Below are 15092 nucleotides of genomic sequence, written 5' to 3'. Positions count from 1 at the left end.
TTCTTTTTTCTTTCAATTATTTGCTTAAACTAATTTCACGATCAAATATATTACGCATCCCTTCATTAAAACTGTGTGCAATAAATACAATTGTTGCATCAGTCTTAACCAGTTCCTTCAAAATTTTCATCGTAGCTTTTTGATCAATCGCACTAGTTCCTTCATCAATCAAAATCAACTTACTTTGGTGAACTTTACTTCTAGCCAAAACAATCTTCTGTCTTTGACCACCAGAAATATTTAGCGAATCTAAATTAATTTCAGTTTCTATTCCAGCAGGAAACTTCTCTATATCACCAGCAAGCTGTACTTCTTCAACTGCTCTATTAACCAATTGATTCAACTTATTATTGAACATAGTAATATTCTCGGCAATTGTTGCCGGAAACAGCGTTGGAGTTTGTGCTATATAACCTATTTCAGCTAAATCCGGTTTAATCTCTTTGCCATTAGCATCAAAATATTGAATTTGACCATGTGTTGCTTTTACTTCTCCTAAAATTAGCCTAAACAAGGTGCTTTTACCGGCTCCACTGTCACCAGTTAATAAAATCTTTTCACCAGCATTAACTCGAATGTCTGGAAAACTGATTTTTTCACCATTTTCAAAACTAATTGCTAAATTGCTAGTAGAAAACGATACAGGCTGTTTTAAATCCGCACTCTTTTCATTAGTAATCTTTGTTCTTAATTGCCAGATTTTTTGACGCAACTTCTTAGTTGCCTTCATTCTGCCACCATAATCAGCTATACCTTGAAGTGAGCCAAACATGGCTGAACTAAAGTTACCAATACTTGCAATTAATCCAAAAACTGCCAAATTATTTGCGACCAAAAATCCAGTTAGTAGCAGTATTAAAACATCCCCTAGTGAATAAGCCAATTGATTCAGATAATCTAATTCTTGATCCACCTTTTGCTTTTGAACGTTAGCCTTCTCTAATCTTCCTGAACTTTGAGCAATCACTTCAAACAACTTTTGTCCTGCCAAATATCTGCGGAGTTCTGACAAGCCAATCAGCCAATCACCTAAAGTCTTCAAATATTTTTTATTTTCATCAGATACTAAATTAGTAGCTTTTTGAAGAGGTTTATCCATTAATTTAGGCAGATAAATTTGAACTGCCGCAAAGATTAGACACGCTACTAACAAGCTCCATTGAAATGTAAAAAGCGTTAAGGCAACACTAAGTACACTCACTAGCATCCCTGCAATATAACGAAACGAATTCAAGTAGTCATTATGAAGTAAATTCAAGTCATTAGTTAACCGGCTCTGCACGCCACTTGCATGGTGTTTTTTGCCATCTTCAAAATAATGATCAGTCATTTCTTGTCTAATTACATGCAGATAATTTTGCACATGCTTTTGCCAGATGATCCCTGCCACGTTATAGAAAATATACAAAAGGACATAACAAGTAATCTGTAGACTAGTCCAAAAAATAAACATTCTTAGATCATGACTGCGTATTGCATTAAATTGCAACGTTAAAAAATACGCTACACCAATTTCAATTGCCGCACCTAACATTTGAAGTGCGACTGCTAGACTAAAATACCACGGGTTTAATTTAAACAATTCTTTCCAGCTCATTATTTCCCCTCCAAGTGAATTTCACGATCAAACAGCATCTTTTGTTTTTCATTCAAATTATGAGCAACCATCAAAATAGTTTGCTTGCCTTGTACTAGATTTTGCAAAATTTTCGTTGTAGCTTCTTGATCAATTGCGCTAGTCGCATCATCCAAATACAAAACTGATTTTTGATGAATTAACGCCCGCATTAAAACAACTTTTTGTTGCTGTCCTCCTGAAAGCAAATCATGCTTTACCTCAATTTCAGTATCTAACCCTTTCTTGAAGCGTTCTTCATCTTTAACAAATTCATTTGCTTTTACCACAGTAGCGGCTTTCGAATCCAGCTTCGAATTAAACATCGTGATGTTTTCTAAAATACTTGCATCAAACATAGTTAAATCTTGCGCCAAATAGCCGATTTGATTCATATCAGGATGAATAATTTTGCCCCAACTATCTTTATACAAGACCTGTCCACTTGCTGGCTTAATTTTTCCTAACATTACTTTCAATAAAGTAGATTTGCCTGTTCCGCTATCACCTGTAAGTAATATCTTTTCACCGCGATTAATCGTTAAATCCGGATATACAATTTTTTCACCGTGCTTATATTGAACAGTCACGTCTTTTAGTTCAATCGAACTAATCTCATCGATTGAATCAAACTTTTTCTCGGCTTCAACTTTCTGCAAATCTAACAACTGATTTCTCAAAGTTTTAGTCGACTTCAGTTGGGCATACTTAGTTACACAGCTGTTTACGCTATAAAAAATCCCGTTAGCAAAATAGCCTGCAGTTAAAATTGCACCTAAATTTACTTGATGATTAAAAAATAAAATTCCGGCGATCACAGGAACACCAACGCGTCCCATAATGTCAAAAATGGCTGCAACCATATTTACATAAATCAAGCTTTTATCGCGTTGATATTCACTTTGCTCTAGCTCGTTACTTGACTCACCTATTTTCTTTTTTAAAATTCTTTTATTCTTATATCTTCTAAGTTCTTCAAGACCGTTAAACCAATTTTCCACCAAATTCAAGAATTGGGTATTTTTGGCAGAAACCTTTTCAGTAGCTCTATTAGTATATTTTTCTAAAAGTTTAGGAACAATAATTGCAAAAAAGCTAATTATTAAACTATATGCAACTAAGATCCAGTGAAAGGTAAACAGCGTTCCAATCGTTAAAATGATGAAAATTAAATCGCAAGCAAAGTAAAAGAATACATCATAGTAACTTGTTTGAATCATCTGCAAGTCGTTTCCAAGATGATTCTCCATTTCTGACACTTTAACCGGTTTTTGATAGTAGTGATGAACGATATTCTGGCGAACTTGATGAAATAAATTCTGCGTTTGCTCAGTATGTTGCACACTTGCTACATTGAAACTTGCATTACAAATTTGCCCAATAATAAATTGCATTGCAATTAGTTCAACAAACAAAACGAACTTTCCTTTTGAAATTGCGTTTAATTCTGGACTAGTTAAATACGTATAAATTGTTGTTGCTGCTTGAGTAAGTGTTATTAAGAAAAGTACCCAAAAGGCACGTTTATGGTTTATTCTTAGGTAATCTTTTAACCCCATTGTTTTCCCTCATTATTCTCTTTATGACAACTTAACGAATTGTTTTACATCCCTAAAATTAATTTGTTATAAAGAAAAAGCACTGTCATTCGCAATAGAATTAACAGTGCAACAAATAAGGGTCGATTTTATAAAAAAATCGCCTCAGATTCGTTTACTGCTAATACTTAATGCAAAAATGGGTACACCAAATAAGGTACAAAGCGTACTTTTCATTTAACAAATTAAGTATTAGAGATTCAATAAACGAATCATATGGCAATTTCCTCTTTTTTCTAATAAGTTACTTAGAATATATCATATTCCTTTAATTTTGCAAGAATATTTTTATTTATCTTCATCCAAGTATTTTTGCAATACTCTAAACACACCGTTTTCGGTGTTAGCTGGAGCCACAAACTTGGCGTGTTTCTTCACTTCATCCATACCATTGGCCATTGCATAAGAATATTTAGCAAAATCAAGCATTGGAATATCATTGCCACCATCGCCAAAGGCAATTAAATCGTCACCGGTCATATTCATTTGCTTGAGCAAGCGCTTAAGACCGCTGCCTTTACTTACCCCCTTAACATTCACGTCAATAGCAAAAGTAGCTGAAGCAAAAGCTGAGATTTGATTTTTGTGATTTTCATTAAACATCTTCTCAACTTCTGGTGCATTCTTGCTGTCCAAACTGAAGGTAATTTGATAAATGTCTTCGTTAGGCAAATCATTCCAGTCGTCGATTTCTGCGCTCTTACCAGCAAAGTATGCTAAGAAATCACGTTCATCTTTAGGAACTTCTGTATGAAGATATGCAACATCTTTTTCAAAAACCATTGTGGCCATTTTACCGTACTTTTCATGCACGCTATGAATTAAGTCGAGTACATCTTGTCTATTCAAAGGAAAACCGCCTGCATCTTTTCCTTCAATAACTAGTCTAGCGCCATTCAAAGTCACAAAATCCATTCTGTCACTGAAGCCGCTAAAGTCTTGCTTTAATCGTGCGAACGGACGACCTGAAGCAACAATAAAATGAACTCCTCTTTGAGCCAATTCAGTTAAAATCTGATCAAATTGTTGATGGTTAAATTGTTTACGGTCATCTAAAAATGTACCGTCCATATCAACTGCAACTGCTTTAAATGGTAATGTCATCTTTTCACCTCAAAATTTTATTCAACAGATTTTATATTATCATTGCAAGCGCTGAATATGGCAAATATTTTTTCTTTTATCGCAGTTTTAATTGGATTCTCTTACTACGCCGCCAAACTAGAAGGTTAATTGCAATCAAAATTACCGTAGCAAGTACAAACACTACATTATCATCCCAAAATGTCATCCAGCCCCACTTAGTAAACAGATGCGGCGTCAACAGCTCAATTACTAAAGCATAGATATAGAAGACAGCAAAAATAGCAGCAACCAAGCAATTGATTCCTGCTAAAAAATATACTAAATATGCTCCAACTTTTATTTGCCGTTTAAATAATTGAATAGCTATTAGCATCAATACAAACGAAATGCACAATGGCAAAACGTAAAACATCCAAAAGCCCATAATCTTGTCCCTCTATTTTTTGAGACTAGTATGGCGAAAATTTTTAAAATTTTAGTTAAATCATGGTTAATTTTCATTAAATCGTTTATTCGATTTGCCATTTATTCTTTTAGTTAAACTTGATAAATTTTAGTCCCATATGGCTCAAGCGTTACTTCATTTTCTTCAACTTGATCACTCAGCTCTTCCTTCATTTTATGCTCAAGAATTATGATTTGTTTTTCATGACTAAAGTTCTGAGCAAAAAGATATTTTGCAGCATTATTTTCACGAACCTGAATTGAAATCTTCATCGTATTCTTTTTAATTGGTAAATGCGGAAGCAAATCAAGTTCGGTAGCAATCTTACTATATAGTGCCTGCAACAAATCAGTATCTGTTCGGCAAGCAAGATAATAGCCTTTACCTTTGCCACATTCATGAACAGTTATAGCCGGTTCTCCTGCATAAAAATCTGTTGTATATTTTGCAAGCACCTCTGCTTCATGATTATCAATTGTCTCGCAAAAATCATATGCTTGATAAGATTGACCATCGAATTCAATATTATTAGTCTGACTTGGATATAAATTATCAGTTTCAAGTGGCTCAATTCCATAAATATTTTGCAATTGCTTAGGCCACTTATTCATGTACGCCAGTATATTTTCATCAACTACACCAGAAATATACGTACCAACAACATTTCCGCCATTTTTAACGAAATTCTCTAACTTGTTCATATAATCCTGAGACATTAAAAAGTGCATAGGATCTATCAATAATTTATATTGACTGAAATCATCATCAGGACTAACAAAATCAACCGGAATGTCGTTTTGATAGAAATATTTATATTGATTTTGAATTGTTTGCCAAATTTTCTTTTCTCTGCTGTATCCTTCTGCATCTTCTAATGCCCAAACATTTTCATAATCATAAACTATAGCTACTTTAGCTTGAGCACAGTTAGTTGGATAAATTGAAGCAATTTTTTCTAAGTCGTGTCCTACATTTTTTACATCTTGGAAGACTCGTGTCTTTTCAGGATGACGATGCTCTATGACTGCACCATGAAACATTTCAGCTGATCCTCGAGATGCTCGCAATTGGAAATACAGAACCGAATCTGAGCCATGAGCAATATCTTGCAGACTAGCTAGTTGATGCATCCCTGGCCGCTTAGCGCGATCTATTTCAGCCCAATTAACGCGAGATGGCGTATTTTCCATAATCATAAAATTCTGATGCTTCAAGCTTCTGAAAAAATCATGAATTAATCCTACATTTTGCCCCAATTCTTCAGTAGATTGGAAATCATTACCCCAAAGAGGATACGAATCCCAAGAAATTATATCCAGATGCTTAGCAATTTTTTGATAATTATATCCAGCAAATGGATCCATTAATGGGTTACCTGCCATCATGTTTGTAGTAACCGGAATGTTCGGAGTAATCTTTCTTAAAGGCGCCACTTCATTATCAATAAATGAAATTACCTGATCCGTGACAAATCTCTTCCAGTCTAAATTCATCCCTTTGTTGCCCATTTCTGAAACAGGAGAAGGAGCATGAATTTGATTCCAATCAGTAAAGGTATGACTCCAAAAAGTATTCCACCAAGCATGGTTAAGATTGTCTAGTGTCTGATATTTATTTTTCAGCCAATCTCTAAATGCCTGCTGGCACAAATCGCAATAACATTCACCTGAATATTCATTAGAAATATGCCATAAAACTAAACTTGATCTTTTACCAAAATGTTCTGCAAGTTTAGTATTAATTTCACGTACCTTTTCTCGATAAATAGGCGAAGTCAGGCAATGGTTATGTCTTCCGCCAAAACCACGCTTCATATTATTTTGAGTAGTCCGCAAAACTTCAGGATATTTTTGTGCTAGCCATGCTGGTCTTGCACCACTTGGGGTAGCTAAAATCACGTAGCCATGCATCTTTTCAACTCGATCAAAAATATTGTCTAACCAGGCAAAATCATACTTACCTTCTTCTGGCTCCAACTTTGACCAAGAAAATATTCCGACTGTAACGGTATTAATTACGGCATTTTTAAACAAAGCAAAATCTTCATTAATAACTTCAGGCTCACCTAACCATTGCTCAGGGTTATAGTCACCGCCGTGTAAAAACACTTTGCTTCTTAGTTCTCGTTTCATAGTTTTCTCCAAAAAATGGCGCAGGGCATCCCCTTCGCCATCTTATAAATCTACTTTAACTTGTCGTTGATTATTCTTCATAACTACATTTTCATGATCACTTTGATGAATTACCAAGTCAAAAGCTTCAATATTATCTGTAGTTACTACTACTTTTTCATTTATTTTTTCACAAGTTACAGTTGCTACCTTTTTACCATAATTATCAGTAACTACAGCTGAATTCTTACCATCTTGAATATTAAATAAATGAATCACTGGATGCTTACTGTAGTCGTACATAGTTTGATCATCATGCTCGCCAGCTACGAGAATTGAATTAGGCCGCACTAATAATGGCAACGTCTTTTCATCAAATTTTTGTTCATACCAGCGTCCGCCTTCATAACTTTCACCTGTAAGTAAGCTTATCCATTGGCCCTTACTCTGTGGTACATAAAAACGTGCTTTTCCTTGATCATTAAATATTGGAGCAACTAATAAACTGTCCCCCAGCATATATTGCATATCAAGGTCTTCACAACCTGGATCATCTGGAAATTCCAAAACCATTGGTCTCAAAAGCGGCGTACCATGGTCATGTGCTTTCTTAGACATCGTAAGAAGATATGGCAATAGACGTAATTTCAAATTAGTAAATTTCTTAGTTACTTCTACAGCTTCATCCCCATATAACCATGGAACCTTATAAGTAGTTGAGCCGTGATATCTTGAATGTGAGCTTAATAAGCCAAATTGACTCCAGCGCTTATATAAATCTGGTGTTGCACTAGCTTCAAAACCTGATATATCATGCGACCAGTAGCCAAAGCCGCTCATGCTAAATGACAGGCCACTTCTTAATGTTTCAGCCATTGAAGAATAATTTGATGATGAATCTCCACTCCAGTGAACTGGATAACACTGACTGCCAACAGTAGCACTTCTAGCAAAGACAAGTGCTTCTTTTTCACCCTTAACTTCACTAATAGCGTCAGTAACAACCTTGTTATATAAAAGCGTGTAATAGTTATGCATCTTTTTAGGATCTGATCCATCAAAGAACTTAACGCCTTCACTTGGAATTCTTTCACCAAAGTCGGTCTTAAATACATCTACTCCTTGATGAAGTAGTTCTTTCAAATAGCCTTGATACCATTTGACTGCATCTGAATTGGTAAAGTCCACAATAGCCATGCCAGCTTGCCATTTATCCCATTGCCATACATCGCCATTTTCTTTTTTAATAAAGTAGCCTTTCTTCATCCCTTCTTCAAATAAGCGGGATTTTTGAGCAATATATGGATTAATCCAAACGCAGACTTTAATGCCTTTATTATGAATCTTCTTAAGCAATCCTTCTGGATCTGGAAAAATATCAGGATCCCAAACAAAATCACACCATTGTGTTGGTTTCATCCAGCAGCAATCAAAGTGAAAAACAGATAATGGAATATGACGATCAAGCATCCCGTTAATAAAACTCATTACGGTTTTTTCATCGTATTTAGTAGTAAATGATGTCGTCAGCCACAATCCAAAACTCCAAGCAGGTAGAAGAGGTGGACGTCCTGTCAAAGCAGTGTAATGATCCAAAACTTCTTTATTATCTTTTCCGCCGATAAACATATAATCAAGTTCTTGACCGGGAGCAGAGAACTCTACACGATCAACTTGCTGTGAAGCAACTTCAAATGAAACCTTAGCGCTAGAATTTACAAACACACCATACTTTCTATTGGATAAATACAGTGGAATATTTTTATACGATTGGATCGTTTCAGTACCACCATCCGCGTTCCACATATTAACTTCTTGACCATTTTTAACAAAATTAGAGAATCTTTCACCTAAGCCATAGACCTTTTCACCAGGTTCAAGAACAAATGAATTTGAAATATGTGTTTGACCATTAGGATCAAATATTCTAGCAATCGAGCGAGCCGGAACTTCAGCACGCATCTCATCTTTATAAAAATACGTAAATAAAATCTGCTTGCCTTTTTGAATTTCTAAGCGAGTATTTCCTGATTCAACAACAAATTTTTCACTATCTTCAAAAATATTTGGCTTAAATTGATGATCAAGATTCAAATCAAATTTTGGACCGTGATCAATTACACCTTTAAAATTAATGATTTTAGTGCGGATAATATTTTCTCTTGGAGAAGAAATTTCTAAAGTAAGCATCCCGTCATCTAGCGTCATGCCAGGATCAGTGATTACTTTAAAGGGCACCCATAAAGTTAACTTATTATCTTGAATCTCACTATCATAAATGCTTTGTCCATAATCAATTGAAAAGCCGTCACGCACTAGCCAATTTCCGTTTAAATATTTCATTATTTATGATCCTCATCATGATTTAACAATTTGTCATCATTTCCATCACTAGCAATAACTTGTTTATACCAATCATAACTTGCCTTTGGAATACGCTTTAGTGTTCCATTTTCATCATCGTTTTGATCAACATAAACAAAGCCATAACGTTTAGAATAACCATTTAACCAGCTAAGCAAATCAGTAAATGACCAAGCACAATAACCGATTAAGTCTACACCATCAGTAATTGCTTCTTTCATTGCTTTAACGTGATCTTTTAAATAGTTGATTCGATACACATCATTAATCTTTCCATCTTTAACTGTGTCAATTGCTCCTAGCCCATTTTCGGTAATCATAATTGGCAATTGATATTTTTCATAAATTTCACGCAAAGCAATTCGCATTCCCGTAGGATCGATTTCCCAGCCCCATTTAGTTTTATCAACATAGCCATTTTCTACATTATTAAACATAGGAACTTCTGGGTTTTGAGCTTGATCGCCTTTTGGTTGCATTAAATATGGATCTACTTTATTAAAAGTACGCTCTTGTTTTTGATCATCGACTGGCTTTTCGATTCGATTCTGTTGAACTGTTCCGCCATGATAATAATTAATCCCCAAATAATCAGGATGTGCTGCTGGATCTTCTAATATTTTGCGATCTTCATCAGTAACTTCTGGCATAATGCCAAGATCAGTCAATTGCTTTTTAGTGAAAAATGGATACTTGCCTCTGCAATAAACATCTAGCCACCAATTATCATTAAAGTCTTTAGCATTTAGTGCGGCTAAAACGTCATTAGGATCACAAGTCTTAGGATATACAGGTCCATAGCCAAAGCTAGGACCAATTAATCCATTTGGCACCATTTTATGGAAATCTTTTATTGCTAAAGCATTGGCGATATTTACATTATGGTTCACTAAAAACATAGTTTTAATATCATGCTTCTTAGGTGGATGTGTGCCCCAGCGATAACCCATTGATGTAAATACGTTTTGCTCATTAATGGTGATCCAATATTTAACTTCATCGCCAAATTCACGATATAAAACTTGAGCATAATGACGAAAAGCTTTAATAGTTTCGCGTGATTCCCAACCTTGATATTTTTCTTGCAATTTTAATGGCAAATCCCAGTGATAGATAGTTAAAACTGGTTCAATATCGTGGTCTTTCAATTCCTTAATCAGATTATGATAAAACTCAATTCCTTTTGGATTTATTTCACCTTCACCATCTGGAATAATGCGGCTCCAAGCAACTGAAAAACGATATGCCTTAAGATGCATTTGCGCCATTAACTGAACGTCTTCTTTATAGTGATGATAATGATCAACTGCTACATCACCGTTAGTATTTTTATAAGTATTGCCTTTTTCATGTGTATATTTATCCCAAATAGAAGCACCTTTACCGTCTTCTTTTGCGGCACCTTCTATTTGATAAGCTGCAGAACTTGCACCCCAAAGGAAATCTTTAGGGAAATTATCTAACTTTTTATGAAACATGATTACTTCCTATATATGCCCAATAGGCACCATAAAGACTTGCATCATTAAAGAAGCGACAAGATTGAATTTCTGCTTGAAAATCTGTCCAGTTAGGAATTTGATTTAGCTTTTCTTTGATAATTGGGATCAATTCGCTATTTTGACTAATGCTTCCTCCAATTAAAAAGCGTTGCGGATTGAGCGTACAAGCTAAGTTAAAAATACAAATTGCAACATAGGTTGCCCAATTTTCAACAACAGCCTTAACCTTAGGATCATCTAATTCAGACATGATTTGATAGTCTTCGACTAATCCATCAGGAATTCCACGCATCCTGGAATATTCACTAATTAATGCGGCAGTTGAGGCTAATTCGTGAGCACTCTTAAAGCCGTGCCCAGTATAATCTGTAATCATCATGCCGAATTCACCAGCTGAAAAGCCGGTTCCTCTAAGCAATTGGTTATTAATATAGATTCCTCCACCAACACCATTGCCTAAAGTAATTACGGCGAAATCACTCACGTCCTGAGCATTTCCTTTTAATTTCTCGGCAATTGCTGCACAATTAGAATTATTTTCAATAAAAATTTTAATCTGGTCATCAATATATTGATGTAAATCTTGACTAATATTATGACCATCTAAAAATCTCAAGGAGCCTGCTCGAATAGCTATCTTCTTATCTACATTAATAAAACCAGGAAAACTAATACTAATTGCTTTTATGTCTACACTATTTTCTGTAGTTAAATCAGCAATTGATTCATAAAAAGCTTGCGGTGATTTTCTAGGTATTTGATACTGACCTTTCTCAGTTAAATTACCTGCTTCATCAAAGAAGCCATATCGAACGAATTTCTGACCTACATCAATGGTTAAAATAGCCATTTTATGCATCTCCTTAAAGTTAGTTAATTTACTTTACATACTCGATACATTTACAGAATACATTATTTTTTACTCCGTGTAAACACTTTCATTCAAAAAGTTATGTATAATTCTTGTAGAAAGGCTGGTTGATCTCATGTTTATTAACAAACATACCATGCGTCTTAATAATGAACGATCCGTTATTCGGCACGTAATTAATTATGGCCCTATCTCTCGTAGTAAAATTGCACGGGATCTTTCAATCAACAAAGTAACTATTTCAAGCATCTTAGAAGAATTACTTGAAAAACAATATGTAGTTGAAATTGGTGAGGGTCATAGTACTAAAAATGGAGGCAGAAAGCCTCAGCTTATTGAATTTAATAAAGATTTTGGCTTTTTCATTAATATAGAAATTGGTAAAGAATACCTCAATATAATGGCAACTTATACCAACGGACAAGTTAACAGATTTGAAGAAATATCTATTAATAACTTACCTAGTGAAAAAATTCGGCAACTATTGAAGAAAAAAATTGCTAATTTTTCAATTAAAGATACTGTCCATGGATTATTAGGTATTTCAATCTCAGTACACACGAAAGTATTTAACAATACTTACATATCTCCTATATCTGATGATCAAGATTTAGTTGATTGTTTAAAGAAGGAATACCAAGTTCCTGTTGTTGTACTTAACAACGCCAATGCGGCTGCAATTTTTCAGCGTGATTTTTCTTCTAATAATGAAATTAAGAATCTAATCTCAATAACAATTAACGAAACAATTAGTGCCGGAATCATTATTGATGAAAATCTATATTTAGGAAATCAGGACGCAGCTGGTAGCATTGAGAACATGCAATTTTTAATACAAACTGATGATGGTGTTAAACCATTCAATCCGATTGATTATTGTTCTCAAGAAGCTATTTTGCGCGAAGTTGCTAAATATAATGGTCTTAACAATCTAACTTTGCAACAAGTAGCTAAGCTTTATGTTAAAGGAAATAAAGAAGTAGTTGATTCAATCACTCATTTTGTAGATGGCATTGCTTTAGTCTTAAATAATATTATTGCTAGTTATTCACCACAAATTATCTATTTGGACTCATCATTAATCGAAAACTTGCCGATGCTTTTAATTCAGATAAAGAGCAAATTACCAATCCTAGAAGCTACGCAAACTCAATTACAAATTGCTAGACAAACTAAGTTTGCACCTTTACTTGGCGGTTATTCATTATTAGTCAGAAAAACTTTTGATCTAGGCACAAAGCGCCTGCGGCTTATACCTTAAGCTGCAACGCTTTTTATTTTTTACAAAAAACAGTTGACAATATCCAATAAAGGGCTTACATTTTAGTTAGTTAATTAAGTTTACATACTTTGCATTAAGAACTATTCATTTTAGGAGGATATAAAAATGCAAAATAATAAATTCATGAATTGGACAAGGCAAAAATTAATGCCTGCCCTGGGAAAAATGGGCGAAAACAAATATATGATTGTCCTAAGAGACGGGATGATCATTTCTGTTCCATTTACAATCTTTGGCTCTATCTTTATGATTATTGCCAACTTACCAGTTCCTGGCTGGTCCAATATCATTAAGCCATATTTGCCAATTTTAAATGCGCCAATCAATATGTCGACTGGTTTAATCGGTTTAATCATTGCACTTGGTATTTCTTACACGTTAGCTCGTGAAAATAAAATTGATCGTCTATCAGCTTCAGTAATTGGTGCTGTTGCCTTCATCATTTGTGAATTAAACAACCAAATGGTACTAGATCCTGCTAATCTTGGTGCTTCAAGTATGTTTACTGCTATTATTGTTTCACTCGTAGCTGGTGAAGTTTACAATTGGTTTATTAAACACAAGATCGTTATCAAACTACCAGATTCAGTTCCTCCAGCAGTTGCTAGTTCATTTGTTTCATTAATTCCTGCATTAGTAATTTTAGGTGGTGCCTGGGTTATCAGATGTTTGCTTCACTTAGACATCAATGCATTTATTACTTGGATCTTCTCACCACTTACAGCTACTCTTGGTAGTTTCTGGGGTATGGAAATATTTACCTTCTTTACTCTTTTTGCTTGGACTATTGGTATTCACGGTAACAACACTGTTGGTATCGTTGCCGGTCCTGTTTACGGTAATTTCTTAATGGACAACATGCATAAAGCCATGAATGGTGGTGTACCAACTCACATTTGTGCTGATGGTTTCTTAACTTTCGGTATGGCCATGGGCGGTACTGGTGCAGTTCTTGGATTAGTAATTTGTATGTTATTTGCTAAGAGTAAACGTTATAAGCAATTAGCCCACTTAGGTTTAGTTCCATGTATTTTCCAAATTTCCGAACCTATTATGTTTGGTGTTCCTGTTGTATTAAATCCTATTCTTGCAATTCCATTCATTACTATTCCTTTGGTATTACAAGGTATCTCTTACTTCTTATTCAAATTCCATGTTATTCATATGATAATCGCAAGTGTTCCTTGGACTACTCCAACCTTGCTTAACGGTTTCCTTATCACCGGTGGTGACTGGAAAGCCGTTGTATGGCAAGCAATTTGCTTAGTTATTGCAGTTGCTGGTTACTGGCCATTCTTCAGAGTTCTAGACAAGAAGGCTTTAGCTGAAGAACAAGGTGAAGTTGCACCTGAAGAATAAAACAATTTAATTAAATACCTTCCAGGCGTTCAAATTTACTTTCTCTCTCCCACTAAACGTCTGGAGTATCAAAATAGGCGAAGCCAATTGGCTTCGCCTATTTTATTTTAAATATCTAAAATCTTTTTCTTCTTTGCCTTAAATTCTTCTTCAGTTAAAATCCCTTGATCAAGTAATTCTTTAAGCTTCTTAATCTGCTCTACTTGATTATCAAAGTCATCATTATTATTTGAATATTTCTTAATAGCTTCAACTAAAATTGGTGCTGCTGTTTTGTTAATAGAATTAATATCAAGCTTTTCATTATTAACGATCAAGGTTAATTCATCATAAGTAATCTGATGCTTCAAAATCACACTCTTGATTTGCGTCAATGGAATAACTCTAGTATTTTCTTCAGAGTGCTTTTTACTCAAAATAATCAAAGATTTATTTGTGCAAGTTAACATTACCGTCTCACTTTGATCATTGATGCCAATTGCACTATATTCAATTTCTTCATTTGGATGCGTGCTAAGCAAATCAGCCAGTGGCTTTAACTCTTTACTGTTAAACCAAATATCAAAAACTTTAGCATTGATCAATTGTTGTTTAAATTCAGCAGGCAAATCTAATTTTTGAATCCTAGCAATCGCTTGTTGACTGCGTTGCTGCGCTAAAAAAGATTGATTAGCTTTTCGCTGTTTTTTACTAAATAAATCAAAAAGTCCCATATATATTTTTCCTTAGTACTTAAAATATTTACTTATATTATGGACTAATTTTTACTAAAAAACACTTATCTAATTCATTATGAAGTGAGACCCAAAAGTTAGACACTTTTGGGTCTTTTATTATGACTAAATTTAATAAAGAACAA

At 34.5% G+C, this 15092-nt stretch carries 11 protein-coding genes; 2 read left to right on the top strand and 9 right to left on the bottom strand.

The genetic code is table 11. The annotated features are described in order from the left end of the window. Positions 1-16 precede the first annotated feature (16 nt). The 8 genes from RDN22_RS01615 to RDN22_RS01580 all read right to left on the bottom strand — a co-directional run bounded on the left by RDN22_RS01615 (position 17) and on the right by RDN22_RS01580 (position 11571). Entirely contained in the window at positions 17-1597 is a 1581-nt protein-coding gene (locus RDN22_RS01615; RefSeq protein WP_308555255.1) for an ABC transporter ATP-binding protein, read from the bottom strand. Further along, positions 1597-3174, bottom strand: a complete 1578-nt coding sequence (locus RDN22_RS01610; protein WP_308555253.1) for an ABC transporter ATP-binding protein — start codon at positions 3172-3174, stop codon at positions 1597-1599. The genes RDN22_RS01615 and RDN22_RS01610 overlap by 1 nt, the downstream gene beginning before the upstream one ends. 327 nt (positions 3175-3501) lie before the next feature. Beyond that, positions 3502-4317 (bottom strand): Cof-type HAD-IIB family hydrolase, encoded by an 816-nt coding sequence (locus tag RDN22_RS01605; protein ID WP_308555251.1) that lies wholly within the window; start codon positions 4315-4317, stop codon positions 3502-3504. A gap of 76 nt (positions 4318-4393) precedes the next feature. Then, positions 4394-4723, bottom strand: a complete 330-nt coding sequence (locus RDN22_RS01600) for a hypothetical protein (RefSeq protein WP_308555249.1) — start codon at positions 4721-4723, stop codon at positions 4394-4396. A 113-nt stretch (positions 4724-4836) separates the two neighbouring features. Continuing rightward, entirely contained in the window at positions 4837-6876 is a 2040-nt protein-coding gene (locus RDN22_RS01595) for a beta-galactosidase (protein ID WP_308555247.1), read from the bottom strand. Between the two features lie 42 nt (positions 6877-6918). Continuing rightward, the gene (gene yicI, locus RDN22_RS01590; RefSeq protein WP_308555245.1) at positions 6919-9198 is read right to left on the bottom strand and encodes an alpha-xylosidase; all 2280 of its coding nucleotides are present in this window, start codon (positions 9196-9198) and stop codon (positions 6919-6921) included. Continuing rightward, the gene (locus RDN22_RS01585; RefSeq protein ID WP_308555243.1) at positions 9198-10697 is read right to left on the bottom strand and encodes a glycoside hydrolase family 1 protein; all 1500 of its coding nucleotides are present in this window, start codon (positions 10695-10697) and stop codon (positions 9198-9200) included. Before RDN22_RS01585 ends, yicI begins: the two co-directional genes overlap by 1 nt. Then, positions 10687-11571, bottom strand: a complete 885-nt coding sequence (locus tag RDN22_RS01580) for an ROK family protein (RefSeq protein WP_308555241.1) — start codon at positions 11569-11571, stop codon at positions 10687-10689. Before RDN22_RS01580 ends, RDN22_RS01585 begins: the two co-directional genes overlap by 11 nt. Positions 11572-11707: 136 nt before the next feature. On the opposite strand from RDN22_RS01580, the gene RDN22_RS01575 reads away from it, so the two are divergent. Together RDN22_RS01575 and RDN22_RS01570 are read left to right on the top strand one after the other, a co-directional pair. After that, complete coding sequence (locus tag RDN22_RS01575) at positions 11708-12853, top strand: ROK family protein (RefSeq protein WP_308555239.1); 1146 nt, start codon at positions 11708-11710, stop codon at positions 12851-12853. A gap of 126 nt (positions 12854-12979) precedes the next feature. Beyond that, positions 12980-14233 (top strand): PTS transporter subunit EIIC, encoded by a 1254-nt coding sequence (locus RDN22_RS01570; RefSeq protein ID WP_308555237.1) that lies wholly within the window; start codon positions 12980-12982, stop codon positions 14231-14233. 107 nt (positions 14234-14340) lie between these two features. Here the strand turns inward: RDN22_RS01570 and RDN22_RS01565 are convergent, their stop codons facing one another. Continuing rightward, positions 14341-14946 carry a PH domain-containing protein gene (locus tag RDN22_RS01565; protein ID WP_308555235.1) on the bottom strand — a complete coding sequence of 202 codons (606 nt, stop codon included), beginning with the start codon at positions 14944-14946 and terminating at the stop codon, positions 14341-14343. Positions 14947-15092: the final 146 nt, after the last annotated feature.

Source organism: uncultured Lactobacillus sp. (assembly GCF_902491705.1).
In the GTDB taxonomy this organism is placed as follows: Bacteria; Bacillota; Bacilli; order Lactobacillales; family Lactobacillaceae; genus Lactobacillus.
The sequence above is the reverse complement of the archived record's forward strand: the minus strand, read 5'-3'. Positions and strand labels throughout refer to the sequence as shown.

Coding starts and splice junctions, on each gene's coding strand:
- RDN22_RS01615 (WP_308555255.1), bottom strand. CDS start 1,597: ATGAGCTGGAAAGAATTGTTTAAATTAAACCCGTGGTATTTTAGTCTA.
- RDN22_RS01610 (WP_308555253.1), bottom strand. CDS start 3,174: ATGGGGTTAAAAGATTACCTAAGAATAAACCATAAACGTGCCTTTTGG.
- RDN22_RS01605 (WP_308555251.1), bottom strand. CDS start 4,317: ATGACATTACCATTTAAAGCAGTTGCAGTTGATATGGACGGTACATTT.
- RDN22_RS01600 (WP_308555249.1), bottom strand. CDS start 4,723: ATGGGCTTTTGGATGTTTTACGTTTTGCCATTGTGCATTTCGTTTGTA.
- RDN22_RS01595 (WP_308555247.1), bottom strand. CDS start 6,876: ATGAAACGAGAACTAAGAAGCAAAGTGTTTTTACACGGCGGTGACTAT.
- yicI (WP_308555245.1), bottom strand. CDS start 9,198: ATGAAATATTTAAACGGAAATTGGCTAGTGCGTGACGGCTTTTCAATT.
- RDN22_RS01585 (WP_308555243.1), bottom strand. CDS start 10,697: ATGTTTCATAAAAAGTTAGATAATTTCCCTAAAGATTTCCTTTGGGGT.
- RDN22_RS01580 (WP_308555241.1), bottom strand. CDS start 11,571: ATGGCTATTTTAACCATTGATGTAGGTCAGAAATTCGTTCGATATGGC.
- RDN22_RS01575 (WP_308555239.1), top strand. CDS start 11,708: ATGTTTATTAACAAACATACCATGCGTCTTAATAATGAACGATCCGTT.
- RDN22_RS01570 (WP_308555237.1), top strand. CDS start 12,980: ATGCAAAATAATAAATTCATGAATTGGACAAGGCAAAAATTAATGCCT.
- RDN22_RS01565 (WP_308555235.1), bottom strand. CDS start 14,946: ATGGGACTTTTTGATTTATTTAGTAAAAAACAGCGAAAAGCTAATCAA.